The organism is Streptomyces sp. NPDC003456 (genome assembly GCF_042878735.1).
GTDB lineage: Bacteria > Actinomycetota > Actinomycetes > Streptomycetales > Streptomycetaceae > Streptomyces.
This window is the reverse complement of sequence record NZ_JBIAOK010000003.1, coordinates 891503-915818: the sequence shown is the minus strand read 5'-3', so window position 1 is coordinate 915818 and position 24316 is coordinate 891503. Positions and strand designations below refer to the sequence as shown.

The window sequence follows — 24316 nt, the reverse complement described above, 5'->3', positions numbered from 1 at the left end:
CGGTCAGGCCAGGTGCCCGCGGACCTCTTCCGCGGCCTCGTCCCCGTAGGCCTTGGTGAACCGCTCCATGAAGTGGCCGCGCCGCAGCTGGTACTCCTGCGTGCCGACCGTCTCGATGACGAGGGTCGCCAGCATGCACCCGACCTGCGCGGCCCGCTCCAGGGAGACGCCCCAGGCCAGGCCGGAGAGGAACCCGGCGCGGAAGGCGTCGCCGACGCCCGTCGGGTCGGCCTTGCGCTCCTCGTCCGGCGTGCCGACCTCGATGGGGTCCTCGCCGGCCCGCTCGATGCGCACGCCCCGCGCGCCGAGGGTGGTCACCCGGTGGCCGACCCGGGACAGGATCTCGGCGTCCGTCCAGCCGGTCTTGGTCTCGATGAGGCCCTTCTCGTACTCGTTGGAGAAGAGGTAGGTCGCCCCGTCCAGCAGGATGCGGATCTCCTCGCCGTCCATGCGGGCGATCTGCTGGGAGAAGTCCGCGGCGAACGGGATGGCCCGCGTGCGGCACTCCTCGGTGTGGCGGAGCATCGCCTCCGGGTCGTCGGCGCCGATGGAGACCAGGTCCAGACCGCCGACCCGGTCCGCGACCGTCTTGAGCTCGATGAGGCGGGCCTCGCTCATGGCGCCGGTGTAGAAGGAGCCGATCTGGTTGTGGTCGGCGTCGGTGGTGCACACGAAGCGGGCGGTGTGCAGCGTGTCGGAGATGCGGACGGAGTCGGTGTCGACGCCGTGCCGCTCCAGCCAGGCGCGGTACTCGTCGAAGTCCGCGCCCGCGGCGCCGACCAGGACCGGCCGGGTGCCGAGCTGTCCCATGCCGAAGGCGATGTTCGCGGCGACGCCGCCGCGGCGGACGTCCAGCTTGTCGACCAGGAACGACAGCGAGACCGTGTGCAGCTGGTCCGCTACGAGCTGGTCGGCGAAGCGGCCGGGGAAGGTCATGAGGTGGTCGGTGGCGATGGAGCCGGTGACTGCGATGCGCACGGCGTGGATTCTCCTGAGGGAGGCGGACCTTGACGTCTCACGCTATCGGGTGGGCGTGGCCGCTCTGAAGGCAACGAAACTACCCGATAGTAGATCTTTCTCCGTGCACCGGGCCGTGCATACGGTGCCGTCATGACGAACCTCGACTTCCAGACCACCGTTCCGGTCGACATCGAAGGCGATCTGGCGTCGCTGCCGGGTGAGGGAGCGCGGATGGCTCCGCACTGGGCGGCTCCCGAGCGGGTCGCCTCCCGTCCGGTCTCCCCGGCCCGGATCCACGGCGTGCGGGTGCCCGTCGCGTCGGCGCGGCTGCTCGACGCGATGTCGGACTACGGCGACTGAACGGCGCACGCACGGGAACCGCGAGCTCCCCCGCTGCGTCCCATCGCTGTCCCCCGTAAAGGGGAGACGGGATACGACCCACCAGCGGCCCTGATCCGGCCGGGCAGGGTCCCCTGGGACAGCTGTGCAGCCGAAGGAGCGATGCGGTGAACACCGAGCGACCCGAGAACGACGACGCCGCGAGGGAACCGGGCGCCACCGCCGACGACGCGGCAAAGCCCGGCAAGCCGACCCCTTCGAGCACGACCGGTGCGTCGGAGGGTGCCGGGGCTTCGGAAGGCCCGGGGACTTCGGAGGGTGCCGGGACTCGGGATGAGGCCGGTACTTCGGAGGGTGGCACGGCTTCGGAGGGTGCCGAAGCCTCCGAGGCTGCCGGGGTCTCGGACGGGGCCGTCCGGTCGGAGCGGGCCTCCGGGCCCGGTGGAGCGGCGGAGGGCCGGGCGGCCGGAGTGAAGGAGCAGGACGCCGAGGGGACCCCTGCGGTCACCGTCACGGGCGCAACCGGGCCGAGCGCGGAGCCGGCCGGAGACGGCGGAGCGAGCGCACAGGCCGCGGGCGACGCCGCAGCGAACCAGGAGTCTGCGGACGGTGCCGAAGCGGGCGGGGAGCGCGCGGACGAAACTGGCGCGGACGCCGGGCGCGCCGGCGACGGCGGGGCGAGCGCGGCGCCCACGGGCGACGGCGAGCAGGGCGCGGCGCGCCTCGGCGCAGCCGGAGTGGACGCCGAGCGTGCCGGCGACGGCGGGGCCGGGCGAGCGTCCTCCGGGGCGGCCCCCGCCAGGTCCGGCCCTGGCTCCGGCGGGACCGGCCCTGGCTCCGGCGGGTCCGGTTCCGGTGATGCCGAGGGGCAGGATCTTGCCCTTCTGCGGGGGCACGGGGACGGGGACCGGGGACCGCACGGCGGCAGCTGGCCCCGTACGCCCGTGCTCATCGCCTCCGTCGCCGCGGCCGTCCTGCTGATCGGCGGGGGCGGGGCCTGGCTCGCCGCGAACACCTCGGGCGGCACGGACGGCAAGGCCGCCCCGAGTGCGCCCGGCGGGGACGGCACTCCCCCGCCGCTCGCCCTCGACGGGTACTCGGAGGCAGCGCCGGGCGACGGCAACGGCATCGCGCCGGGCGAGCCCAACCCCTACGGCGCCACCTACCGCGTCGACGGCACGCTGCCCGAGGGCCCCCGCGAAGCACCGGTGTACCGGGCCCGCGGCGAGGTCTCGAAGGAGGACGTGGCCCGGCTGGCGAAGGCGCTCGGGGTCGAGGGCACGCCGGTCGCACAGGGCGAGGCGTGGAAGGTCGGGGGCCAGGACGGTTCCGGACCGGCGCTGCAGGTGAACCGGCAGGCGCCCGGTGCCTGGACGTTCAGCCGGTACACGCCCGGCACCGACAACTGCAAGGGAGTGGACACCTGCAAGAGCCCGCAGGCGGCCGGTGACGAGCCGGTCGGCGAGGCGGAGGCGGAGCGGGCCGCCGCGCCCGTGCTGAAGGCGGTGGGCCAGGACGGCGCGACGCTCGACGCGAGCCAGGTCATGGGCGCCCAGCGGGTGGTGAACGCCGAGCCCCGGGTCGGCGGCCTGCCCACGCACGGCTGGACGACCGGGATCACGGTCGGCGCGGACGGCGAGGTCGTCGGCGGCAGCGGCCGGCTGCGGACGCCGGTGCAGGGGGACACGTACCCCGTGGTCGGCGCCGAGCGGGCGCTGGAGCTGATGCAGGGGCAGCCGAGGGGCGACCAGCGGACGGGCATCGGCGGCTGCGCCGGCCCCGTTCCGCTGGAGGACGGCACGGAGGAGCCCTGCCCCACACCGTCGGACGGCGGGCCGGCGAAGGACACGGTGATGGTCGAGGGCGCCGTGTTCGGGCTGGCCGCGCACCACGTGGACGGGCGTCAGGCGCTGGTGCCGTCCTGGCTGTTCGAGGTGCGGGCGCCGGGTGCGCGGGACCCGTTCACGGTGACGTACCCGGCGGTGGAGCCGAAGTACCTGGCCTCCCCCGCGCCGGCCGAGCCGGAGGAGCCGCCGTCCTCGGCGCCCGGGCCGCGCGAGGTGAAGGTGGACGGCTACCGGGCCGAGGGCGCGGAGCTGACGGTGAGCTTCACGGGCGGCGTGTGCGCCGACTACGACGTGAAGGCGGTGGAGAAGGGCGACGAGGTGACGGTCACGGTGACCTCCACCCCGTGGCAGGGCAAGGTCTGCATCATGATCGCCAAGCAGTTCCAGAAGACCGTGCAGCTTCAGGAGCCGCTGGGTGCCCGCGCGGTCGTGGACGCGGACGGCAAGGCGGTGCCGCTGGCCAAGGAGGGCGCGCGGCTGCCCGCCCCGCCCACGCGCTAGCCGGAGAACCGCGAAGGCGGCGGCCCCTCGCAGGGGCCGCCGCCTTCGTCGCGTCCGCGTGCCGCCGGGGCGGCCGGCCGGCTCAGCTGAAGGAGTCGCCGCAGGCGCAGGAACCCGTCGCGTTCGGGTTGTCGATCGTGAAGCCCTGCTTCTCGATGGTGTCCACGAAGTCGATCGTGGCACCACCCAGGTACGGGGCGCTCATGCGGTCGGTGACGACCTTCACACCGCCGAAGTCCTTCTCCACGTCGCCGTCGAGGGAGCGCTCGTCGAAGAAGAGCTGGTAGCGCAGGCCGGAGCAGCCGCCGGGCTGGACGGCGACGCGCAGCGCGAGGTCGTCGCGGCCTTCCTGGTCGAGCAGCGCCTTGACCTTGGACGCGGCGGCGTCGGTCAGGATGATGCCGTCGGTGACGGTGCTGGTCTCGTCCGATACGGACATCTACATCTCTCCCGGGTTGTACGGAGACTGCTTGCCGACGGTTGCAACCGGCGGGGCCTCGGATTCATTCCGGGGCCGGGCGCTCGATCTCGGCTCCTTGCCATGCTCGCACACCCGCCCGGGAGCGGAAAATGGCTCTTTCCGGGCTCTCCCGGGAATGAACGGCGGCCCGCCGGGATTCACGTCACACCGACGCTATGGCCATCGTCAAAGTGACGTGAAGCGGTTATGATAGATAGCGTCAAATCGACGAAAAGTCGCAGAAACAGAAAGGGTGCGTGTCGTGACCACCGCCCAGACCCAGGACCTCGACGTACAGCCGACGCCCCTCGCCCTGCTGCTCCTCGGCCGTGAGGCCGACCCGCGGAGCGAGCGCGGCGTGGAGTGTCCCGGTGACCTGCCCTCGCCGTCCGACCCGGACCTGGTGGAGCGCGCCCGCAAGGCGAAGGAGAAGCTCGGGGACAAGGTCTTCGTGCTCGGCCACCACTACCAGCGCGACGAGGTCATCCAGTTCGCCGACGTGACGGGTGACTCCTTCAAGCTGGCCCGGGACGCGGCGGCGCGTCCGGAGGCCGAGTACATCGTCTTCTGCGGTGTGCACTTCATGGCGGAGTCCGCGGACATCCTCACCTCCGACGACCAGAAGGTCGTGCTGCCCGACCTCGCCGCCGGCTGCTCGATGGCCGACATGGCGACGGCCGAGCAGGTCGCCGAGTGCTGGGACGTGCTGACCGAGGCCGGTGTCGCCGAGCAGGTCGTGCCCGTCTCGTACATGAACTCCTCGGCCGACATCAAGGCGTTCACCGGCAAGCACGGCGGCACGATCTGCACCTCGTCCAACGCCAAGCGGGCCCTGGACTGGGCGTTCGAGCAGGGCGAGAAGGTGCTCTTCCTGCCGGACCAGCACCTCGGCCGCAACACCGCGGTCCGCGACATGGGCATGTCCCTGGAGGACTGCGTCGTCTACAACCCGCACAAGCCGAACGGCGGTCTGACCGCCGAGGAGCTGCGCGGCGCGAAGATGATCCTGTGGCGCGGCCACTGCTCGGTGCACGGCCGCTTCAGCCTGGACTCGGTGAACGACGTGCGCGCGCGCATCCCGGGCGTGAACGTCCTGGTGCACCCCGAGTGCAGGCACGAGGTCGTGGCCGCGGCGGACTACGTCGGTTCGACCGAGTACATCATCAAGGCCCTGGAGGCGGCGCCGGCCGGGTCCAAGTGGGCCATCGGCACGGAGCTGAACCTGGTCCGCCGCCTGGCGAACCGTTTCGCTCCGGAGGGCAAGGAGATCGTCTTCCTCGACAAGACGGTCTGCTTCTGCTCGACCATGAACCGCATCGACCTCCCCCACCTGGTCTGGGCCCTGGAGTCGCTGGCCGAGGGCAACCTCGTCAACCGCATCGAGGTGGACAAGGAGACCGAGGCGTTCGCGAAGCTGGCCCTGGAGCGGATGCTGGCGCTGCCGTAGCCGCCGTCCGGCCCCGCCCTCACCCCGAGCGGGTCTGCGCACGGGGTGGGCGGGGCCGGGTCCGTCAACCGGACTGCGGCGTCCGCCCGGGGCGGGCGGGGTCGAGGCTGAACACGGTCCCGTCGGGCGTGGCGGCGACCAGGGCGCCGTCCAGGGTCCGCACCTCGGTCGCGCCCCAGTCGCTGTCGTCGCGCGCGGCCCTCGGCGGCGTCTCCCAGAGCAGGGTGCCCTTCTTCGCGTCGAGCGCCCCGACCCGGCCGGTCGCGCTGGCCAGGTAGACCGCCCGGGTCCGCGGGTCGTACGTCGCCTCGCTCGGCCGCTCCAGGCTGGTCGAGGTCTGCCACAGCGGCCTGCCCGTCCGGGCGGAGACCGCGGTGACCCGGCCGTTCGACGTGGCGAACCACAGGGTGCCGCCCGTCAGCGACACCTGCCCCTCGTACTCCTCGGCCAGCTCGGTGGTGCGCTGGGCGCCGGTGCGGGGGTCCACCGTCCGGATCGCCGCGTAGGGGGCGTCCTGGCCCAGGAGCAGGTTGCCGTCCTCGTCCTGGGTGAGGTCCAGGAAGAGGAGCCGGCCGTCGTAGGCGCCGACGAGCCCGGCCTTCGCCGGCACGGACAGCCGCCGGCCGGGGCCCTTGTCCCGGCCGGCTTCGACGATCAGGGTGGGGCCGTCCTCCTCGGGGCTGCACTCCAGGTACAGCTGCCCGCCGGGTTCCGCGGCGCCGCAGAAGTGCCGCGCGGGCAGCCGCTGCGCCCACTGCTCCTCACCGCCGCGGGGCGAGCGGGCGGTCACGGAGGTACCGTCGCCCTCGGGCAGCACGACGAGGCCGCCGGACAGCATCGGATCGATCCACTCGGCGTTCACGGCCCGCTGCCACAGCAGGTCACCGGTACCGGCGTCGTAGGCGAAGACCCGATTCGGCCCCTCGCCCTGCGGTTCCCGCTGCACCACCACCGCGCCGTCGCGGACGCCGAGGATCTTGAACCTGGAGAAGTCGTCCCCCGCGACGGACGCCGCCGAGCCGGCCCGCCAGACCGTCTCGCCCGTCCTCCCGTCCAGCCGGACGGGCAGGACGCCGTCGCCCGCGCAGAAGACGGCGCGCTCGTGGACGTGGCACTGCGGCCCGCCGCGCGTTCCGCCCGCCTGCCGCGCGGGCACCGTGCGCACGCCGTGCCCGGCCCTCTCGTACACCGTCGTCTGCCAGGGCCGCCACCCGGGCGGCGGCGCGGCCCAGCGGGACTGCGCCGACGGGGCCTCACCGGACCGGTCGCCGCCGAACGCCCAGCCGGGCCCCAGGGTCAGATAGGCCGTCAGACCGAGGACGACGGCGCCCACCACGCCCGTGGCGACCGGCAGCGGCCGGGCCCACCGGCGGAGGCGCCTGCTTCCCTGCGGGGCGCCTCCACCCGGGGGCAGGGCGCCCTGCGGGGAGTCGGCGACGGTCACCGGACGGGTGGCCTGCGCGGTGTCGGCCGCGGGGTCGGCCGCGGCCGTCAGGCCGGTGTCGGCGGTGGCCCGCCGGCCCGGCCGGAGGATCACGGTCGCCGCGGCTGCGTCCGCGGCGCCGGACGCGAGGGCCTCGAACCCGGCTGCCAGTTCGCCCAGTCCGGGCCGGTCCGCGGCGTCCTTGGCCAGGCAGCGCTCCAGCAGCGCGCGCAGCGCCGGTTCCACCCCGTCGAGCACGGGAGCGTCGTGGACCACCCGGTACGCCGTCAGATACGGGCTGTCCGCGTCGAAGGGGCCGCGTCCGGTGACGGCGTACACCAGCAGGGACCCGAGGGAGAAGACGTCCGAGGCGGGGCCGACCGCGCGGGCGTCGACGAGCTGCTCCGGGGACATGAAGGGCGGTGTGCCGATCATCTGGCCGGTCTCGGTGAGCGTCTGGTGGTTCTCCGCCGCGCGGGAGATGCCGAAGTCGATCACGCGCGGGCCGTCCTCGGCCAGCAGCACGTTGGCGGGCTTCAGGTCCCGGTGCACCACACCGGCCCGGTGGATGTCGCGCAACGCCTCCACCAGCCCCAGGGCCAGGCCGCGCAGTTCGGCGTCCGCGAGGGCGCCCCGCTCGCGGATGCGCCGCGCCAGCGAGGGCCCGGGGACGTACTGGGTCGCCATCCAGGGCCGGACCGCGTCCGGGTCGGCGTCCAGGACCGGGGCGGTGAAGGCGCCGCTGACCTTGCGGACGGCCGCGATCTCCTGCCGGAAGCGGGTGCGGAACACCCCGTCCGCGGCGTAGTGGGCGTGCACCACCTTCAGCGCCACCTCGCGGCCCGACCGCGCCCTGGCCCGGTAGACGACCCCCATGCCCCCGGCCCCGAGCCGGTCGAGCAGCGTGTGGCCGCCGACCGACTCCGGGTCGTCCCTGTGCAGCGGCACGCCCCGATCCCCTTCCCCCGTCGTGCGGTCCGAGGCCACAGGATACGGAAGGCCGCACGGCGGTGGCCGGGCACCGGACCTGAAGGGTCGGGTGCCCGGCCACCGCGGGAGCGGACCGTCAGGCGTTGGCGGGCTCGGGCTCCTCGGCGCTCCGGGTTCCGGAGTCCGCGTGGCCCTTCTTCGCCGCGCGCTTCTTCGCCCGGCGTTCCTTGCGGAGCTCGACCATCGCGTACAGCGTCGGGACGAGCAGCAGGGTGAGCAGCGTCGACGTCACCAGGCCGCCGATCACGACCACGGCCAGCGGCTGGGCGATGAAACCGCCCTCGCCGGTGATGCCGAGCGCCATGGGCAGCAGGGCGAAGATCGTCGCCAGGGCCGTCATGAGGATCGGGCGCAGCCGGTGCCGGCCGCCCTCGATCACGGCCTCGACGACACCGTGCCCCTGCTTGCGGTACTGGTTGATCAGGTCGATCAGCACGATCGCGTTGGTGACCACGATGCCGATCAGCATCAGCATGCCGATCATCGCCGGGACGCCCATCGGGGTGCCGGTGGCGACCAGCAGGCCGATCGCGCCGGTGGCCGCGAACGGGATGGAGACCAGCAGGATCAGCGGCTGGATCAGCGACCGGAAGGTGCCGACCAGCAGCATGAAGACGATCGCGATGGCCGCGAGCATCGCCAGGCCCAGGTTGGCGAACGCCTCGTCCTGGTCCTCGGAGACACCGCCGATGGAGGCGGTGGCGCCGTCGGGGAGCTTGAGCCCGTCGATCTCGGACTGGAGCTCGGCGCTGACCGCGCCGGTGTTGTCGCCGGTGGGCTTGGCGGTGATGGTGGCGGCGCGCTGGCCGTCGATGCGGGTCATGGAGACCGGCCCGTCGACCACCTTCACCGTCGCGACGTCACCGAGCTTCACCGAGGCGCCCAGCCGCAGGTCCTTCAGCTGCTGCAGGGTCCGCGCGGGCTCGGCCGAGCGGATGACGACGTCGCGCTCGGTGTCGTCCAGGACGGCCTTGGCGGCCGGGGTGCCGCGCACGGCCTGGGCGACGACGGCCCCGAGGCTCTGGTCGTCGAAGCCGGCCGCGGCCGCCTTGCCGTTGGCCTTCACGGAGATGCGCGGGACGCTCTGCGACAGGTCGCTGGTGACGTCCCTGACGTCGTCGAGCGAGGCGACCGCCTTGCGGACCTCCTCGGACGCCGTGCGCAGGACACCGGCGTCGGCGGCCTTGACGACCACGCTGAGGTCCTGGGCGCCGAAGCCGTCACCGGCGGAGACGGTGGTGGTGCCGATGCCCTTCAGCCCGGCCAGGCCCTTCTCGATGTCGTCCTGGACGTCCTCGGCGGACGCGGAGCCCTCCAGGCTCACCTGGTAGGACGCCTGGTTGCTGTCGGTGCCGCCGCCGAAGGCGGCCATGAAGCCGGACGAGCCGATGGTGACCTGGTAGTCCTTCACGCCGTCGGTGTCCGCGAGCAGCCGCTCGACCTTCCTGGCCTGGGCGTCGGTGGCGGCCAAGCTGGCGCCGGGCTTCAGCTCCTGCTTGACGGTGAGGACCTCGACCTCGCCCTGGTCGAAGAAGTTGGTCTTCAGCAGCGGCGCCATGCCGAAGGTGCCGACCAGGACCACGATCGCGATGGCCACGCTGGTGAGGCGGCGGCGGGTGGCGAAGCGCAGGACCGGCACGTAGAGGCGCTGCAGACGGCTCCTGGCCTCCTTCTCCTCGGCGAGCCGGCGGGCCTCGGCCGCGTCCTCGGGCGTGCCCTTGGGCGGGCGCAGGAACCAGTACGACAGGACCGGCACGACCGTCAGCGAGACGAGCAGGGAGGCCAGCAGGGCGGCCGTCACGGTGAGGCTGAACGAGCCGAACAGTTCGCCCACCATGCCGCCGACCAGGCCGATCGGCAGGAACACCGCGACCGTGGTGAGCGTCGAGGACGTCACCGCGCCCGCGACCTCGCGGACGGCGTTGAGGATGGCCGAATGACGCTCCTCGCCGTAGCCGAGGTGCCGCTTGATGTTCTCCAGGACCACGATCGAGTCGTCGACGACGCGGCCGATGGCGATGGTCAGGGCGCCCAGGGTCAGGACGTTGAGCGACAGGTCGCGCGTCCACAGCACGATCAGCGCCAGGACCACGGACAGCGGGATGGACACCGCGGTGACCAGGGTGGAGCGGACCGAGGCGAGGAAGACGAGGATCACCAGGACGGCGAAGAGCAGGCCGAGCGCGCCCTCGGTGGTCAGGCCCTCGATGGACTTGGACACGGCCGGGCCCTGGTCGCTGACGACCGTCAGGGTCGCGCCGGAGCCGAGGTCCTCGCGCAGGCCGGGCAGCTTGTCCTGGACGGCCTCGGAGATGGCGACCGCGCTGCCGTCGCGGTCCATGGTCACGGCGACGGCGAGGCTGGGCTTGCCGTCGGTGCGCGTGAGGGAGTCGGCCGGGGCCTCCTGCTGCTTCACCGCGGCCACGTCGCCCAGGCGCACCGGCTTGCCCTTGCCGGGTTCGCCCTTGACCATCAGGTCGCTGATCTGCCCGACGGAGGTGAAGCCGCCGCCGACCTGGACGGTGCGGTTGGCGCCGTCCTCGTCGAAGGAGCCGGCCGGGACGGTCGCGCCGCCCGCCCTCAGCGCCTCGCCGAGCGACGGGACGGTCAGACCGGCCTTCGCCAGCTTCGCGTCGTCGGGTGTGACGGTGACCTGGAGGTCCCGCACGCCGTCGACGGTGACCTGGCCGACGCCGTCGATGCCCTTCAGGGCCGGCACGACCGTCCGGTCGAGCTGGTCGGCCAGGGCCTGCTGGTCGCGGTCGGAGGTGACGGCCAGGACGACGGTCGGGATGTCGTCCGTGGAGCCGGCGACGACCTGCGGGTCGACGTCGTCCGGGAGCTGCACGCGGGCCCGGTTGACGGCCTGCTGGACGTCGGCGACGAGCTGCTCGGTGTCGTTGCCGTAGTCGAAGGACGCCATGATGACGGCGTTGCCCTCGCTGGCGGTGGAGGTGACGCCGCTGATGCCGTCGACGGCTTCGAGGTTGTCCTCGATGGGTTCGACGACCTGCTTCTCGACCACGTCCGGGGACGCGCCCTGATAGGGCGCCAGCACGGACACCACGGGCAGTTCGATGGTGGGCAGCAGCTGCTGCTTGAGCTGGGGTATCGCGATCGCCCCGAAGACGAGCGCGATGATCGACATCAGCCCGATCAAGGCCCGTTGCGCGAGGCTGAACCTGGACAGCCAGGACATGGGTGAGGATCTCTCTTCTGTTAACGGCAGAAGCGGCAGCGGGCGCGCAGACGAGCGCCCGTCCCTACACCCTGAGCCATCGGACACCGCCGTCCTGTAGCCCCCAGGTCCATTTCCTTATGCGGCGCCTACTCCGGCCGCAGTACGTCCGGGGGCGCTCAGTCCACCCTCGGGCGGACCAGACCGGACTCGTAGGCGATGACCACGAGCTGGGCGCGGTCGCGGGCGCCGAGCTTGGCCATGGCCCGGTTGACGTGGGTCTTCACGGTGAGCGGGCTCACCTCCAGCCGCTCGGCGATCTCGTCGTTGGAGTGGCCGCCGGCCACCTGCACCAGCACCTCGCGCTCGCGGACGGTGAGGGAGTCCAGGCGTTCGCCGCGGGCGGGGTCGCGGTCGCCGTCGGCCGGGCCCTCCTGGGCGAGGAAGCGGGAGATCAGGCCGGTGGTGGCCGCCGGGGAGAGCAGGGCCTGGCCGCCGGCGGCGATCCGGATGGCGTTGAGCAGCTCCTCGGGCTCGGAGCCCTTGCCGAGGAAGCCGGAGGCCCCGGCGCGCAGCGACTGCACGACGTAGTCGTCGACCTCGAACGTCGTCAGGATGACCACCCGGACACCGGCCAGCTCGGGGTCGGCGCTGATCAGGCGCGTCGCGGCGAGACCGTCGGTACCGGGCATCCGGATGTCCATGAGCACGACGTCCGGGCGGTGCTCCTCGGTCAGCCGCACCGCCTCCGCGCCGTCGGAGGCCTCTGCGACGACCTCCATGTCGGGCTCGGAGTCGACGAGCACGCGGAAGGCGCTGCGCAGCAGTGCCTGGTCGTCGGCGAGCAGGACGCGGACGGTCATGCGGGGCCCTCCCCGTCGGACGTGCGGTTCTTGACGGGCAGGATCGCATGGACGCGGAAACCGCCGCCGTAGCGGGGACCGGTGGTGAGGGTGCCGCGCAGGGCGGTGACGCGCTCGCGCATGCCGAGCAGCCCGTGGCCGCCGCCGCTGCCGGGGGTCTCGTTGTCGCCGGGGCCGTCGTCGAGGACGGTGATCTCGATGTTCGGCCCGACGCGGACCACGCTGACCTCGGCCTTGGCCCGTGTTCCGGCGTGCTTCTGCACGTTGGTCAGGGCCTCCTGGATGATCCGGTAGGCGGCGAGGTCGACGGCCGCGGGCAGGGCGGTGCCCTGGTCGGCGCGGGCGACCTCGACGTGCAGGCCCGCGTTGCGGAAGGTGCCGGCGAGCTCGTCGAGGCGGTCCAGGCCCGGGGCGGGCTCGGTGGGGGCCTCCGGATCCCCGGACTGGCGGAGCAGGCCGACGGTGGCGCGCAGCTCGTTGAGCGCGGAGCGGCTGGCCTCCCGGACGTGGGAGAGGGCCTCCTTGGCCTGGTCGGGGCGCTTGTCCATGACGTGGGCGGCGACCCCGGCCTGCACGTTGACCAGGGCGATGTGGTGGGCGACGACGTCGTGCAGGTCGCGGGCGATGCGCAGGCGTTCCTCGGCGACCCGGCGGCGGGCCTCCTCCTCCCGGGTGCGCTCGGCGCGTTCGGCGCGCTCCCGGATGGCCTGGACGAAGGCGCGGCGGCTGCGGACGGCGTCGCCGGCGGTCGCGCCGATGCCGGTCCAGGCGAAGATCGCGAAGTTCTCCTGGGCGTACCAGGGCAGGCTGCCGGCCGCCATGGCGGTGCCGGTCAGGACGGTCATGGTGAGCAGGCCGACCCGCCAGGTGGTGGGCCGGTCGGTGGTGGAGGCGACGGTGTACAGGGCGATGACGGCGGACATCGCGACGGGCGCGCGGGGGTCGGCCGTGACGGACTCGACGACGGAGGCAGCGCCGGTGACGGCGAGGACCCGCATCGGGGCGCGGCGGCGGAAGACCAGGGCGGCGGCGGCCAGGGTCATCAGCACCAGGCTGAGGGTGTCCGGGGTGCGCAGGACGCCCCAGCTGACGTCGTCGCGGTGCCGGGGCTCCACGAAGGACCCGGCGACCATGCAGACCAGGACGGCGGCGGCCAGGGCCGCGTCCACGGCCAGAGGGTGTGCCTTGGCCCGGCACCTGGCCCGCGCGAATGTGCTCACGAGCGCTCACGGTATCCGGGCCGGGGGCCGCGCCCCCAGCCCTCCGCCGGCCGGAGGGGGCGGGGTGGCGGCCGTCGTGCGGCCGGGTGGGCGGCCGGTGCCGGGTGCAGCGCTCAGCCCGGGATCAGGCCGTCGTCGCTGAGGAGCTCGCGGACGTCCTCCAGCGTGGCGTCCGGGGACGGCAGGATCAGCTCGGACGGCTCCAGGGAGTCGTCCGGCAGCGGCTCGCCGAGGTCGCGGACCCTGGCGAGCAGGGCGTGGAGGGTGCGGCGGAAGCCGGGGCCGTCGCCGTTCTCCATTTCCGCGAGCAGCTCGTCGTCCAGCTTGTTCAGCTCGGCGAGGTGGCCGTCGGCCAGGCGCACCTGGCCCTCCCCCATGATCCGTACGATCATGTCGCCCTCCTAGGCGTGGACCCCTACTGCTTGTCGAAGCGCGGGGTGTCCTGCGGCTGCTGCTGCGACTGCTGCCCGTTCGTGCCGCCCTCGATGGCCTGCTGCCCCGCGCTCGGGCCGCCGGCCAGCTCGGCCTTCATGCGCTGCAGTTCCAGCTCCACATCCGTACCACCGGAGAGCCGATCCAGCTCGGCCTGGATGTCGTCCTTGTGCATGCCGGAGGGGTCGTCGAGGGCGCCGGAGGCGAGCAGTTCGTCGATCGCGCCGGCGCGCGCCTGGAGCTGGGCCGTCTTGTCCTCGGCGCGCTGGATGGCCAGGCCCACGTCGCCCATCTCCTCGGAGATGCCGGAGAAGGCCTCGCCGATGCGGGTCTGCGCCTGGGCCGCGGTGTACGTCGCCTTGATCGTCTCCTTCTTCGTGCGGAAGGCGTCGACCTTGGCCTGGAGCCGCTGGGCCGCGAGGGTGAGCTTCTCCTCCTCGCCCTGGAGCGTCGCGTGCTGGGTCTCCAGGTCGGTCACCTGCTGCTGGAGCGCGGCCCGGCGGGAGAGCGCCTCGCGGGCGAGGTCCTCGCGGCCCAGCGCGAGGGCCTTGCGCCCCTGGTCCTCCAGCTTCCCCGACTGCGACTGAAGCTGGTTCAGCTGGAGCTCCAGGCGCTTGCGGCTGGTCGCCACGTCGGCGACACCGCGCCGCACCTTCTGGAGCAGCTCCAGCTGCTTCTGGTACGAGTAATCCAGGGTCTCGCGCGGGTCCTCGGCCCGGTCAAGGGCCTTGTTCGCCTTCGCGCGGAAGATCATCCCCATACGCTTCATGACACCGCTCATGGGCTTCGCGCGCCCCCTTCTGACCGACTCCGGCTCGAGCTCCTGCGACAGGACCCACAGTACGGGCCCTGCATCCATTACCGCACTGTTCGGGGACGGATGCGCTCATCCCCAAGGACGACTGCGCGCGCTGGCGATCCGGCGTAGGGAGTAGGTGGTCCCCGGGGTCACCGGAGGCGGACCTCCGGGGGAACGACCGGGTGCGTGCGCAACGTCCCGTCTGTCCCCTTACAGACGACTGGTGTTGCCGGATCGTTCCCCGTGGGACTGGGGTCCATGCCCGTCAAGCCCTTACCCTTGGGTTTTGTGTTCCGTAGCCGTGCCAAGGAAGAGAAGGCCCAGGCCGCCGACAAGGCGCCGGTGAACTTCTCCAAGCAGCCCCGCGACCCGCAGGCCCCCAAGGGCCGCCCCACGCCCAAGCGCAGCCAGGCCCAGAGCCAGCGCCGCAGCGTGGCCAACACGTCGATGACGCGCAAGGAGGCCGCCAAGCGCCAGCGCGAGGAGCGCCGGGCCGCGCTCGAGCGCCAGCGCCAGGCCCTGGCGAGCGGCGACGAGCGGTACCTGCCGGCGCGGGACAAGGGGCCGGTCCGCCGGTTCGCGCGCGACTTCATCGACTCGCGGTTCAACATCGCGGAGTTCTTCCTGCCGATGGCCGTGGTCATCCTCGTGCTGAGCATGGTGCGGGTGGCGTCGCTGCAGAACATCGCGCTGCTGCTGTGGCTCGTGGTGATCGTGCTGATCGTGCTCGACTCGTTCGTCACGGCCTTCCGCCTGAAGAAGCAGCTGAACGAGCGCTTCGCCGGCGAGAACAAGCGCGGCGCTGTCGCCTACGCCCTGATGCGCTCCCTGCAGATGCGTCGGCTCCGGCTGCCCAAGCCGCAGGTCAAGCGCGGAGAGCGGCCCTGACCACGACGCCGTTCTCCGGGGGCGCGGCGGACGCCTGGCTCGACAGGCTGGGCGGGCTGCGCGATGTCGTCCGCCAGGAGCTGGTGGCCCGCCAGCTGGACGAGCAGATCGTGGCGCGGTTCCCGGTCGGGCAGCGGCTGCGGGTGCTCGACGTCGGGATGGGGCAGGGCACGCAGGCGCTGCGGCTGGCCCGGGCCGGGCACCAGGTGACCGGCCTGGAGCAGGACGCGAAGATGATCTCCGTGGCGCGGGAGGCCCTCGCCGGGGAACCGGAGGGCATCCGGGCGCGGATGCGGATCGTCGAGGGCGACGGCCGGGAGACCGGCGTGCACTTCCTGCCGGGCAGCTTCGACGTGGTGCTCTGCCACGGCGTCCTGATGTACGTGGAGGAGCCCGACCCGCTGCTGGCGGGGCTGGCCCGGATGCTCGCGCCCGGCGGACTGCTGTCCCTGCTGGTGCGCAACGGCGACGCCCTGGCGCTGCGCCCGGGGCTGTCAGGCGACTGGGCGGGGGCGCTGGCCGCGTTCGACACGGTGGCCTACCGCAACCGCCTCGGGCTGGACGTGCGGGCGGACCGGCTGAAGGACCTGACGGCGACGCTCGCCGGGATCGGGGCGCCGCTGCGCGCCTGGTACGGCGTGCGGGTGTTCACGGACACGGCCGCGGACGACGCCTCGGTCCCCGCCGACGCGGAGACCCTGCTCGCGGTGGAGGAGAAGGCCGGGCGGACGGATCCGTACCGCGGGGTGGCGGCGCTGCTGCACCTGTGCGGCGTGCGGGGCTGACCCCGCACGCCGGCCCGCGCGCGGAGGGGCGGGGGCCCGGGCCCCCGCCCCCGGGATCACGCCTCGGCCGCGTGCAGGCTCATCGGCCCGTAGATCTCCGTGGCGTCCTCGAACAGCCGCACCTGGTCGGCGCCGCCCTCCTGGAGTTCCTTCCAGTGCTCCCCGATCCAGGACTCGGCGTCCCCCTGGGTCGTGAAGTCCTCCGGCGCCACCGCGGGCTGGACCTCCGTCCCGTCGGTCTTCTCGAACCGCCACGTCCATGCCGCCATGTACGCCTCCCATGTGTGTGAGCACATTGCACAGCGAGAAGCCGGAACAGGGTCCGGCTCCTGACCAGAGCCTATGCGCTCCGCCGGGTGGGGCGGGACAGGTTGCCGGGTGCGCGGGCGGGGGGCGCACGCGGGTGGCCGCGGGGTGCCGCGCGGCTGAGTGCGGGTCGCCGTCGGTCCGTCCGGTGGGGTGCCGGGGGTGGCCGGGCGGTGGGGCGGAGCCGGAGGCGAGGGAGCCCGCGCCCCCCGAGGGCGTCTCCGTCACGCGAGTCCCGGGCGGGCGGGTGAGAATCGGGGCGTGGAACTGACTCTGCTCGGCACCGGCGCCCCCGCGGGACTCCCCCGCCCCGACTGTCCCTGCGCGGCCTGTGCGGTCGCCCTCGGTCCCGACGCGCGGGCGGCGACCGCGCTGCTGCTGGACGGAGTGCTGCTGCTCGACCTGACGCCCGGGGCGGCGTTCGCGGCGGCCCGGGCGGGCCGTTCCCTGACCGGGGTGCGGCAGGTGCTGCTGTCCCACCCGCACGACGGTCCCGCGGTGGAGGTGCCGGCCGGACTCCCCCAGCCCGGACGGGTGCCGGACGGGCGGGAGTTGACACTGCTGACGGGGCATCGGGTGCGGGCGGTGGCGCTCGACGCGCCGGGCACGGGCTACGCGGTGACGGGGCCGGACGGGCAGCGGCTGCTGTACCTGCCGCCGGGCGGGGCGCCGGCCGGGATCGAGGGGCCGGCCGAGCCGTACGACATGGTCCTGGCGGACGTCGTGGGGCGGCCGGACGCGCTGGCGAAGCTGCGGGCGGTGGGGGCCGTGGGGCCGACGACCGACGTGGTCGCCGTCCATCTGGACCACGACGTGCCGCCGGGGCCGGAGCTGGGGCGGCGGCTCGCCGCGGCCGGGGCCCGGGCCGTGCCGGACGGGGCGACGCTGACGGTGGGGGTGTACGAGGACGTGCCGGACGTGCCGCGGCGGACGCTGGTGCTGGGCGGGGCCCGTTCGGGCAAGTCGGTGGAGGCCGAGCGGCGGCTGGAGGCCTTCCCCGACGTGCTGTACGTGGCCACGGGCGGGTCGCGCAACGGGGACACCGAGTGGTCCTCGCGGGTGGCCGCGCACCGGGACCGGCGGCCCGGGTCGTGGCAGACGGCGGAGACCTGCGACCTGGTGCCGCTGCTGGCCGGGGAGGGTCCGCCGCTGCTGATCGACTGCCTGTCGCTGTGGCTGACCGACGCGATGGACTCCGTCGGGGCGTGGGACGACGCGGTCTGGGCGGAGAGCGGCGAGAAGGCGCTGCGGGAGCGGGTGCGGGAGCTGACGGAGGCGGTGCGGGGCACCCGCCGGACGGTGGTGGCCGTGTCGAACGAGGTGGGGTCCGGGATCGTGCCGGCGACCGCGTCGGGGCGCCGGTACCGGGACGAACTGGGCCGCCTGAACGCGGGCTTCGCGGACGAGTGCGAGCACGTGCTGCTGGTGGTGGCGGGCCAGGCGCTGCCCCTGCGCGGCTGACGGGCCCCGCCTCCCCGGCCCGCGCCTGCCGCCTCGCGGCCCGCGCCTGCCCTGCCCGGCCCTGCCGGGACGGTCGGTGAGGCGCGGGGCCGGGTGCCCGCGGCGGGGGCGGTCTAGGGGGTCTTGCGGGCGATCACGCGGTAGGTGTTGGCGAAGCGGGTGCGCCGGGCCACCGGGGCGACGAGGTGGTCCGCGGCCGCCGCCAGTGCCACCAGCGGCATGCCCGCCCGCAGCAGCGCCGTGCGGGTGTGCCGGTGCAGCGGCGGCGGCGGGACGGCCCGCCAGGGGGTGTCCGGGGCCGGGAGGCTGTGCGAGAGGGCCAGGGCCACCGCGCCGGACAGGTCGTGCGGGATGTGCACCGGGCGGTGGTCGAGGGTGAGGATCTCGCAGCCGGCGGATTCCAGTTCGGCGCGGAGGTTGCGCGGGGGCAGCAGGTGCAGGTGGCGGGGCTGGTCGTAGGGGAGCCACCAGCGGCCCAGCAGCGCGGCGAAGACGCTGCGGGGGCTGAGGGTCTCGACGATCAGGTGGCCGCCGGGACGCAGGACGCCGAGGGCCGCCCGGAGTTCGGCGCGGGGGTCGGGCGTGCCCTCCAGGTGGTGGAGCATGCTGACCACGTCGTAGCGGCCGCGCAGCTCGGCGGCGATGCGGGGGTCCGTCAGCCGGCCGACGTGCGCCTCCTCCACGCGGTCGGCGGAGCGGGCGCGGACCACCCGGGGCGTGGGGTCGAGGCCGTCGAAGGCGGTGTAGGGGAAGTACCGCCGGGCCGTCGCGGGGAAGCGCGCGTGGCCGGTGCCGACGTCCAGCCAGCTCTCGGGCTCCCCCGTCCGCAGCATCGCCCGCGCGGCCGAGCGGTGGCGGCGGGGGCTGGCGCGCAGGGCGAGCAGGCCGTCGCTCGCCGGGTCCCGGGGCGCCCCGCGCACGCTGCGGTGGTACAGGGCGAGACCCTCGGCCGTGAGGCGGGGGTTCTGGAAGGTGTGGCCGCACGCGCGGCACTCGTCGACGGTGAAGACACCCGGCTTGTACTCCCGCAGATCGCCGGTGCGCAGCCGGTTGCGCAGCCGCGCGGAGCCGCACCAGGGGCAGTCCTCCCGGCGCGGTTCGTGGACCGGGGCGCTGGTGCGGGGTGCGGGGGGTGCGGAGGGGGCGGGACGGGCGGGCATGGGCGGCTCCCGGGCACGACGGCGTACGGCAGGACGGCGGGGATGTCCGGGGGACGAACATGTAGGACAATCCGCGCGAAACGGAAGGTATGGGATGCCGATGCCGGGTGCAACGATGCCGTCCCGGCGGAGTCGTGACGTGGCGCCGTGGCGTTCGGCCACGGCCGGTACTGTTCGGCGAATGAGCTCGCTTAATCTCGACGACTTCTCCGATCTGATCGAGCGTCCGGACGGCGGGATCCGCCGTGACGCCGAGGCGCGCCGGGAGCGACAGGTCGTGCCGCCCGGGGCGCTGGGCCGGCTGGACGACCTGGGTGAGTGGCTGGCCGCGGCGCAGTGCGCCGTGCCGGTGCGGCCGGTGGAACGGCCGCGGGTGGTGCTCTTCGCCGGGGACCACGGCGTCGCCTCGCTGGGCGTCTCGGCCCGGCCGGCGGGCACCGCCGGGGAGTTGGTGCGCGAGGTGCTGGAGGGCGGCCGGCCGGTGTCGGTGCTGGCCCGCCGGCTGGGCGTGCCGGTGCGCGTCGTCGACATGGCCCTGGACTGCGACCCGCAGACCCTGCCCCAGGACGTCGTACGCCACCGGGTGCGGCGCGGCAGCGGGCGGATCGACGTCGAGGACGCGCTGAGCCTCGACGAGGCCGAGGCGGCCTTCCGGGCCGGGACGGCGGTGGCCGACGAGGAGGCCGACTCGGGCACGGACCTCGTGGTGCTCGGCGACGTGAGCGTCGGCGGCACCACGGCGGCGGGTGTGCTGGTCGCCGCGCTGTGCGGGGTCGACGCGTCGGTGGTCACCGGGCGTGGCGGGCTGGCCATCGACGACCTGGCGTGGATGCGCAAGTGTGCCGCCGTGCGGGACGCGCTGCGCCGGGCCCGGCCGGTGCTCGGGGACCAGCTGCAGCTGCTGGCGACGGTGGGCGGCGCCGACCTCGCGGCGATGACGGGCTTCCTGCTCCAGTGCGCGGTGCGCAAGCTGCCCGTGGTGCTCGACGGGGTGGTGACGGCCGCGTGCGCGCTGGTCGGGCAGCGGATCGCGTTCCGGGCGCCGGACTGGTGGCTGGCCGCGCACGACAGCGGCGAGCCCGGGCAGGCGAAGGCGCTGGACCGGATGGCTCTGGAGCCGCTGCTCGGCCACGGCGTGAGTGTCGGGGAGGGCACCGGCGGGCTGCTGGCCCTGCCGCTGGTCCAGGCGGCGGCCGCGCTGGCCGCGGAACTGCCCGAGCGTCCGGCGGAGTCGGAACAGGCACAGGAGGCGCAGGAGGCCGACGCCTCGAAGGCCCCGGAGGTTCCCGCCGAGTCCTAGGCCGTGTCCGCAAAGTCCCTCCGTCCGCCCGGAGGGCGGGCGGACACGGCCTGGTCGCGCCGGAGATCCAGGTCACGCACGCCTGGCGCAACGTCGTGGCGTTCGGGTCGGTCCTGCACCACGGTGTCGGTTTGACTGAGTCGCGGACACCCGCACCGACGCACCGACGCACCGACGAGGACGCCCCGATGAGCACGCTCGCCCGCTGGGCCCGCGCCGAATGGGGGCCGCTGGCGGCCGCGGTGCGCGGGCCGCTGGTACGGCGGCGGTGGCGGGCGGTGCCGCTGGCGGTGACGGCCGTGTGCCTGACGGCCGCGCTGCACTTCGCGGACGGGCGGACGTGGGGCCACCGGTTCGTGCAGGGCGCCGGGGGCGTGCGGGCCGAGGATCCGCTGTGGGCGGCGCTGCTGCGCACGCCGCTGTCGCTGTTCGTGCCCGCGCTGGACCTGCCGGTGTGGGGCGCGCTCGTGCAGCTGCTGGTGGTCTTCGGGATCGCGGAGCTGTGCCTGGGCCGCCTGCGGACGCTGGCGATCGCCTACCTCGCCACGCTCGCGGGCACCCTCTACGCCCGCCTGGGCATCTGGCTGGGGCCGGACTCCCCGCTCGGCCTGCCCGCCTCGGACGCGCGGGTCGTGGACACCGGGCCGTCGGCGGCGGTGGTGGGCCTGGCCGTGTTCGTCGCCTGGCGCTTTCGCGCGTACGTCACCGCCGGGCTGGTGATCGCGGCGATGGTGGCCGAGGTCGCGCTGAAGGAGAACCTGGCGGGCAAGGAGCACCTGGCCGCGATCGCGGCCGTGCTGGTGCTGTGCGCGGCCGGCGAGGTGCGTCAGCGGCGTTCCAGGGCGCGGGCGGGCTCGGGGTCCGGGGCGCCGCCGATCCAGTCCTGAACGGCCCGCCGGGGGCCCACCCAGCGGCGGTCGTGGTGGTAGGCGCGCAGGCCGGACCTGGCCCGGGCGCGGGGGCGGTTGCGGTAGAACCGCTTGGCCCACGGGGAGGCCGGGCGGGCCAGCCGCACGGCGGCCACCAGCGCCACGAGCGGGATGATCACGCCCAGGACGGCCATCCGGACCTTCCCCTTGAACAGGGCGATCAGGGCGAAGCCGAAGTTCACCAGGACGTTGGCGAGGACGACCGCGCGGTTCTGCTGCTGGTCCTCGCTGAGGTCGTTCACCCCGAGGGGCGAGAAGCCGATCAGGAGCAGCCCGACGAGGGCGGCGGTGAGCACCACCATCTCGACGCTCTTGCGGCCGTCCGGCGTCCAGTAGACGTCGGCGAGGTGCAGCACCAGGGCGAACTCGTCCAGCACGAGGCCCGCGCCGATGCCGAACAGCACCGCGGCCAGGCACGAGCCGAAGCCGTGCTGCCCGCCCGCGACCGCGCCGAAGCCGCCGACGAGGGTCAGGATGATGCCGGGCACCACGTGGTGGACGTGGACGCCGCCGCTGCTGATGTTGCCGAAGGGGCCCTTGCCCGCGCGGATGAGGCGGGTGATGACCCGGGTGATGACGAAGGTCAGCACGAAGGCGATCAGGGCGAGGAGCAGGGGCAGTTTGCCGGGTTCGATGATGTTTCGCTCCAGCCATCCCATAACGGAACTTTATCCTCGCCTGCCGTCACCGCTCTCGTGACCGGCGGGTAGCCTGCGCCGGTGCCCAGTACCTCGCCCCTCGACGGCCTCCGCTTCGCCTTCGGCACCCTCACGGCGTTCCCGGTCCGGGTGACCCGGTGGGACCGGGAAGCGGCTCGCGGCGGCATGCTGTGCGCCCCGCTCGCCGGGCTGGCCGTGGGGGCGGCGGCGGCCTGCCTCGGGCTGGTCCTGCTGGCCCTCGGCGCGAGCGCGCCGCTCGCCGCGGTGGCGACCGTCGCCGTGCCGGCGGCGCTCACCCGGGGCCTGCACCTCGACGGGCTCGCGGACACCGCCGACGGGCTGGGCAGCGGAAAACCGGCCGAGGACGCCCTGCGCATCATGAAGCAGTCGGACATCGGGCCGTTCGGCGTCATCACCCTCGTCCTGGTCCTGCTCGCCCAGGCCGCCGCGCTCGCCCAGGCCTACGACGCCTCCTGGGCCCGGGGTGCCTGTGCCGCGCTCCTGTCGGCGACAGTGGCCCGGCTGGCCCTGACCCTGGCGGCGCGCACCGGGGTCCCCGCGGCCCGGCCGGAGGGCCTCGGCGCGGCGGTGGCGGGCGTGGTGCCGGTGCGGCCGGCCGCTGCCGCCGCGCTCCTGGTGGCGCTGGCGGCCGCGGCGGCGGGCGGTGCCTGGGGGCCGTACGGCGCGGTCCGGGCCGTCCTCGCGGTGGTCCTCGCCCTGGCCGCCGCCGAGGCGCTGCTGCGGCACTGCACCCGGCGCTTCGGCGGGATCACCGGGGACGTGTTCGGCGGGCTGGCGGAGACCTCCGCGACCGCGGCGCTCGTCGTCGTGTCACTGGGCTGAAACGATCCCCCCGCCGCCCTCCTCCCCCGGCGCTCCCGCGGCTAGCGTCGTGCCCTGAACTCACAAGCGATCGGGGGACGTCGATGCCGAAGCTGCGCCGCGCCGCGGCCTGGTCCGTGGACTTCGCACTGGTGGTGGCGCTGGCGTCGGCGCTCGCGGTGCTCACCTTCCACCGGGTCTCGGCGCTGGTCACCGACGTGCCGGAGCTGGCCGCCCGGGGCGGCTGGGACCTGCTGACCTCGCGCGGCGACGTGGTCGACGCCTCCGCCGGCCTGGGGCTGTCGCTGTGGGACAGGTCGGTGCTCTACGTGGAGCAGGCCTTCGGGCTGCTGGTGCTGGCGGTGTTCCTCTACCAGTGGGCGTGCCTGGCGCTGGCCGGGCGCACGGTGGGCAAGGCCCTGACCGGGCTGAAGGTCACCGGCGGCGGGCCGGGCCGGGTCCGGGCCGCGCGGCGGGCCGCCGTCACCACGGTGGTGGACGTCGCCGTGTACGCCGCGGCCTGCGTGCTGCTGGTCGAGGGGCAGCTCGTGCTGTCGGTGCTGGTGTGGGCGGTCGCCGTGGTGCTGTTCCTGCTGAACGCGCTGCCGGTGCTCTCCCCCGGCCGCAGGTCGCTCGCGGACCGGCTGGCCGGCACCACGGTCACCGGCATCCGCCTCAGCACGCCCGTCGCCACGGCCCCAGTTCGTACTTCTTGAGCAGCGAACTCAGCTTCAGGCGGCGGGAGTCGGGGCAGAAGCGGCCGGTGGGCAGCTCGTACTCGACGTGGAAGACGGCCTTGTCCGCGTCGACGAACGGCTTCAGGGCGGCGCACTCGCCGTACTGGGCGCACTGCTCGTTGACGGCGAAGTCGAAGTCGCCGACGAGCTGCGGGATCTGGTCCAGGTCGTTCTTCAGCCCGACGGCCAGGCCGCGGTCGTGGGCCAGGCGGGCGATCAGACGGTTGTAGCGGAGCTGGTCGGCGGCGGTGAGGGGGAAGCCGGTGTCGTTCCTGTAGCCGTCCATGTTGTCGGGCTCCACGGCGTCGAAGCCCTTGTCGCGGCACATGTCGATACGGGCCGCCATCAGCGGTTCGAGGACGTCGGTGCGGCGGATGTCGAGCCAGCGCTCGCCCTTCCAGCCGTTGCCGCGGCCGAGCACGGACGCGGGGAACCGCTTCGCGTCCGGCCGGAACTCCTCCCAGGCGCCGGTGGAGAGGTAGCAGATGACCTTGCGGCCGTCGTCGTGCAGCCGGGACACCGTGTCCGCGGAGTGGTCGTGGCCGTCGATGTCGTAGACCGGCACGTCGACGGAGGTGTCCAGGCGTCCGCTGAGCTGCCACTGCCAGCCGGTGCCCGGGCGGGGCTGCCAGCGCGGGCCGGGCTCGTCGTCCGGGGGCTGCGAGCAGCCCGCGAGCAGCAGGGCGAGCAGGACCAGGAGCAGGGACGGGCGTCTCACGAGGCGTTCTCCGCGGCGGGTCGGGGGCGGGTTCGGGGCGGGACGGGCATGGCCCCGCCGATCATCCCCCGCCCGGCCGGGCGGGGTTCACC

22 protein-coding genes are annotated in these 24316 nt (G+C 74.2%); 10 read left to right on the top strand and 12 right to left on the bottom strand.

What is annotated here, in order from left to right; genetic code table 11:
• Positions 1–3 precede the first annotated feature (3 nt).
• Positions 4–978: a carbohydrate kinase family protein gene (locus ACFYWG_RS15035; RefSeq protein WP_376323629.1), complete on the bottom strand. Its 975-nt coding sequence runs from the start codon at positions 976–978 to the stop codon at positions 4–6.
• A gap of 132 nt (positions 979–1110) precedes the next feature.
• Between ACFYWG_RS15035 and ACFYWG_RS15030 the strand changes: the two genes are divergently transcribed.
• A complete protein-coding gene (locus tag ACFYWG_RS15030; RefSeq protein WP_376323627.1) occupies positions 1111–1320 on the top strand; it encodes a hypothetical protein in 210 nt (69 codons plus the stop codon).
• Positions 1321–2243: 923 nt separating this feature from the next.
• Positions 2244–3647, top strand: coding sequence for a hypothetical protein (locus ACFYWG_RS15025; RefSeq protein WP_389201573.1), 1404 nt, complete (start codon positions 2244–2246; stop codon positions 3645–3647).
• Positions 3648–3729: 82 nt separating this feature from the next.
• Here ACFYWG_RS15025 and ACFYWG_RS15020 read toward each other — a convergent pair whose 3' ends face one another.
• Entirely contained in the window at positions 3730–4086 is a 357-nt protein-coding gene (locus tag ACFYWG_RS15020; RefSeq protein ID WP_010037217.1) for an iron-sulfur cluster assembly accessory protein, read from the bottom strand.
• Positions 4087–4369: 283 nt separating this feature from the next.
• Between ACFYWG_RS15020 and nadA the strand changes: the two genes are divergently transcribed.
• Positions 4370–5554 (top strand): quinolinate synthase NadA, encoded by a 1185-nt coding sequence (nadA, locus tag ACFYWG_RS15015; protein WP_376323624.1) that lies wholly within the window; start codon positions 4370–4372, stop codon positions 5552–5554.
• Positions 5555–5618: 64 nt separating this feature from the next.
• Here the strand turns inward: nadA and ACFYWG_RS15010 are convergent, their stop codons facing one another.
• The 6 genes from ACFYWG_RS15010 to ACFYWG_RS14985 all read right to left on the bottom strand — a co-directional run bounded on the left by ACFYWG_RS15010 (position 5619) and on the right by ACFYWG_RS14985 (position 14429).
• The gene (locus ACFYWG_RS15010) at positions 5619–7925 is read right to left on the bottom strand and encodes a protein kinase (protein ID WP_389201570.1); all 2307 of its coding nucleotides are present in this window, start codon (positions 7923–7925) and stop codon (positions 5619–5621) included.
• 118 nt (positions 7926–8043) lie between these two features.
• Positions 8044–11166 carry an efflux RND transporter permease subunit gene (locus ACFYWG_RS15005; protein ID WP_389201568.1) on the bottom strand — a complete coding sequence of 1041 codons (3123 nt, stop codon included), beginning with the start codon at positions 11164–11166 and terminating at the stop codon, positions 8044–8046.
• Between the two features lie 158 nt (positions 11167–11324).
• Positions 11325–12008 (bottom strand): response regulator, encoded by a 684-nt coding sequence (locus ACFYWG_RS15000; protein ID WP_385412889.1) that lies wholly within the window; start codon positions 12006–12008, stop codon positions 11325–11327.
• The gene (locus tag ACFYWG_RS14995; protein ID WP_383505185.1) at positions 12005–13228 is read right to left on the bottom strand and encodes a sensor histidine kinase; all 1224 of its coding nucleotides are present in this window, start codon (positions 13226–13228) and stop codon (positions 12005–12007) included. Before ACFYWG_RS14995 ends, ACFYWG_RS15000 begins: the two co-directional genes overlap by 4 nt.
• Positions 13229–13341: 113 nt before the next feature.
• Positions 13342–13620, bottom strand: a complete 279-nt coding sequence (locus ACFYWG_RS14990) for a hypothetical protein (RefSeq protein WP_376323615.1) — start codon at positions 13618–13620, stop codon at positions 13342–13344.
• Between the two features lie 23 nt (positions 13621–13643).
• A complete protein-coding gene (locus tag ACFYWG_RS14985) occupies positions 13644–14429 on the bottom strand; it encodes a PspA/IM30 family protein (RefSeq protein ID WP_376323614.1) in 786 nt (261 codons plus the stop codon).
• Positions 14430–14747: 318 nt separating this feature from the next.
• On the opposite strand from ACFYWG_RS14985, the gene ACFYWG_RS14980 reads away from it, so the two are divergent.
• Positions 14748–15347 carry a DUF3043 domain-containing protein gene (locus ACFYWG_RS14980; protein ID WP_376323612.1) on the top strand — a complete coding sequence of 200 codons (600 nt, stop codon included), beginning with the start codon at positions 14748–14750 and terminating at the stop codon, positions 15345–15347.
• An 83-nt stretch (positions 15348–15430) separates the two neighbouring features.
• A complete protein-coding gene (locus ACFYWG_RS14975) occupies positions 15431–16132 on the top strand; it encodes a class I SAM-dependent methyltransferase (RefSeq protein ID WP_376323610.1) in 702 nt (233 codons plus the stop codon).
• A gap of 56 nt (positions 16133–16188) precedes the next feature.
• Here the strand turns inward: ACFYWG_RS14975 and ACFYWG_RS14970 are convergent, their stop codons facing one another.
• Positions 16189–16401 (bottom strand): hypothetical protein, encoded by a 213-nt coding sequence (locus tag ACFYWG_RS14970; protein ID WP_376323609.1) that lies wholly within the window; start codon positions 16399–16401, stop codon positions 16189–16191.
• Between the two features lie 298 nt (positions 16402–16699).
• Between ACFYWG_RS14970 and ACFYWG_RS14965 the strand changes: the two genes are divergently transcribed.
• On the top strand, positions 16700–17899 hold the full coding sequence (locus ACFYWG_RS14965; RefSeq protein ID WP_376323607.1) for a bifunctional adenosylcobinamide kinase/adenosylcobinamide-phosphate guanylyltransferase: 1200 nt from the start codon (positions 16700–16702) through the stop codon (positions 17897–17899).
• 113 nt (positions 17900–18012) lie between these two features.
• Here the strand turns inward: ACFYWG_RS14965 and ACFYWG_RS14960 are convergent, their stop codons facing one another.
• The gene (locus ACFYWG_RS14960) at positions 18013–19059 is read right to left on the bottom strand and encodes a class I SAM-dependent methyltransferase (RefSeq protein ID WP_389201563.1); all 1047 of its coding nucleotides are present in this window, start codon (positions 19057–19059) and stop codon (positions 18013–18015) included.
• Between the two features lie 181 nt (positions 19060–19240).
• Here ACFYWG_RS14960 and cobT point away from each other — a divergent pair, with 181 nt between their 5' ends.
• On the top strand, positions 19241–20359 hold the full coding sequence (gene cobT, locus ACFYWG_RS14955) for a nicotinate-nucleotide--dimethylbenzimidazole phosphoribosyltransferase (RefSeq protein ID WP_383505195.1): 1119 nt from the start codon (positions 19241–19243) through the stop codon (positions 20357–20359).
• 188 nt (positions 20360–20547) lie between these two features.
• The gene (locus ACFYWG_RS14950; protein ID WP_376323602.1) at positions 20548–21246 is read left to right on the top strand and encodes a hypothetical protein; all 699 of its coding nucleotides are present in this window, start codon (positions 20548–20550) and stop codon (positions 21244–21246) included.
• Here the strand turns inward: ACFYWG_RS14950 and ACFYWG_RS14945 are convergent.
• On the bottom strand, positions 21186–21947 hold the full coding sequence (locus ACFYWG_RS14945; protein ID WP_383505199.1) for a hypothetical protein: 762 nt from the start codon (positions 21945–21947) through the stop codon (positions 21186–21188). The two genes, ACFYWG_RS14950 and ACFYWG_RS14945, sit on opposite strands and share 61 nt — an antisense overlap.
• 60 nt (positions 21948–22007) lie before the next feature.
• Here ACFYWG_RS14945 and ACFYWG_RS14940 point away from each other — a divergent pair, with 60 nt between their 5' ends.
• Together ACFYWG_RS14940 and ACFYWG_RS14935 are read left to right on the top strand one after the other, a co-directional pair.
• Positions 22008–22790, top strand: a complete 783-nt coding sequence (locus ACFYWG_RS14940) for an adenosylcobinamide-GDP ribazoletransferase (protein WP_383505202.1) — start codon at positions 22008–22010, stop codon at positions 22788–22790.
• An 83-nt stretch (positions 22791–22873) separates the two neighbouring features.
• Positions 22874–23485 (top strand): RDD family protein, encoded by a 612-nt coding sequence (locus ACFYWG_RS14935; RefSeq protein ID WP_376323597.1) that lies wholly within the window; start codon positions 22874–22876, stop codon positions 23483–23485.
• On the opposite strand, the gene ACFYWG_RS14930 is transcribed toward ACFYWG_RS14935, so the two are convergent.
• Positions 23445–24224 carry an endo alpha-1,4 polygalactosaminidase gene (locus tag ACFYWG_RS14930; protein ID WP_376323595.1) on the bottom strand — a complete coding sequence of 260 codons (780 nt, stop codon included), beginning with the start codon at positions 24222–24224 and terminating at the stop codon, positions 23445–23447. The two genes, ACFYWG_RS14935 and ACFYWG_RS14930, sit on opposite strands and share 41 nt — an antisense overlap.
• Positions 24225–24316 lie beyond the last annotated feature (92 nt).

What these genes read in the sequence shown, in the direction of transcription:
- ACFYWG_RS15030 (WP_376323627.1), top strand. Translation starts at nt 1,111, where the DNA reads ATGACGAACCTCGACTTCCAGACCACCGTTCCGGTCGACATCGAAGGC.
- ACFYWG_RS15020 (WP_010037217.1), bottom strand. Translation starts at nt 4,086, where the DNA reads ATGTCCGTATCGGACGAGACCAGCACCGTCACCGACGGCATCATCCTG.
- ACFYWG_RS15005 (WP_389201568.1), bottom strand. Translation starts at nt 11,166, where the DNA reads ATGTCCTGGCTGTCCAGGTTCAGCCTCGCGCAACGGGCCTTGATCGGG.
- ACFYWG_RS15000 (WP_385412889.1), bottom strand. Translation starts at nt 12,008, where the DNA reads ATGACCGTCCGCGTCCTGCTCGCCGACGACCAGGCACTGCTGCGCAGC.
- ACFYWG_RS14990 (WP_376323615.1), bottom strand. Translation starts at nt 13,620, where the DNA reads ATGATCGTACGGATCATGGGGGAGGGCCAGGTGCGCCTGGCCGACGGC.
- ACFYWG_RS14985 (WP_376323614.1), bottom strand. Translation starts at nt 14,429, where the DNA reads ATGAAGCGTATGGGGATGATCTTCCGCGCGAAGGCGAACAAGGCCCTT.
- ACFYWG_RS14970 (WP_376323609.1), bottom strand. Translation starts at nt 16,401, where the DNA reads ATGGCGGCATGGACGTGGCGGTTCGAGAAGACCGACGGGACGGAGGTC.
- ACFYWG_RS14960 (WP_389201563.1), bottom strand. Translation starts at nt 19,059, where the DNA reads ATGCCCGCCCGTCCCGCCCCCTCCGCACCCCCCGCACCCCGCACCAGC.
- cobT (WP_383505195.1), top strand. Translation starts at nt 19,241, where the DNA reads ATGAGCTCGCTTAATCTCGACGACTTCTCCGATCTGATCGAGCGTCCG.
- ACFYWG_RS14950 (WP_376323602.1), top strand. Translation starts at nt 20,548, where the DNA reads ATGAGCACGCTCGCCCGCTGGGCCCGCGCCGAATGGGGGCCGCTGGCG.
- ACFYWG_RS14945 (WP_383505199.1), bottom strand. Translation starts at nt 21,947, where the DNA reads ATGGGATGGCTGGAGCGAAACATCATCGAACCCGGCAAACTGCCCCTG.
- ACFYWG_RS14935 (WP_376323597.1), top strand. Translation starts at nt 22,874, where the DNA reads ATGCCGAAGCTGCGCCGCGCCGCGGCCTGGTCCGTGGACTTCGCACTG.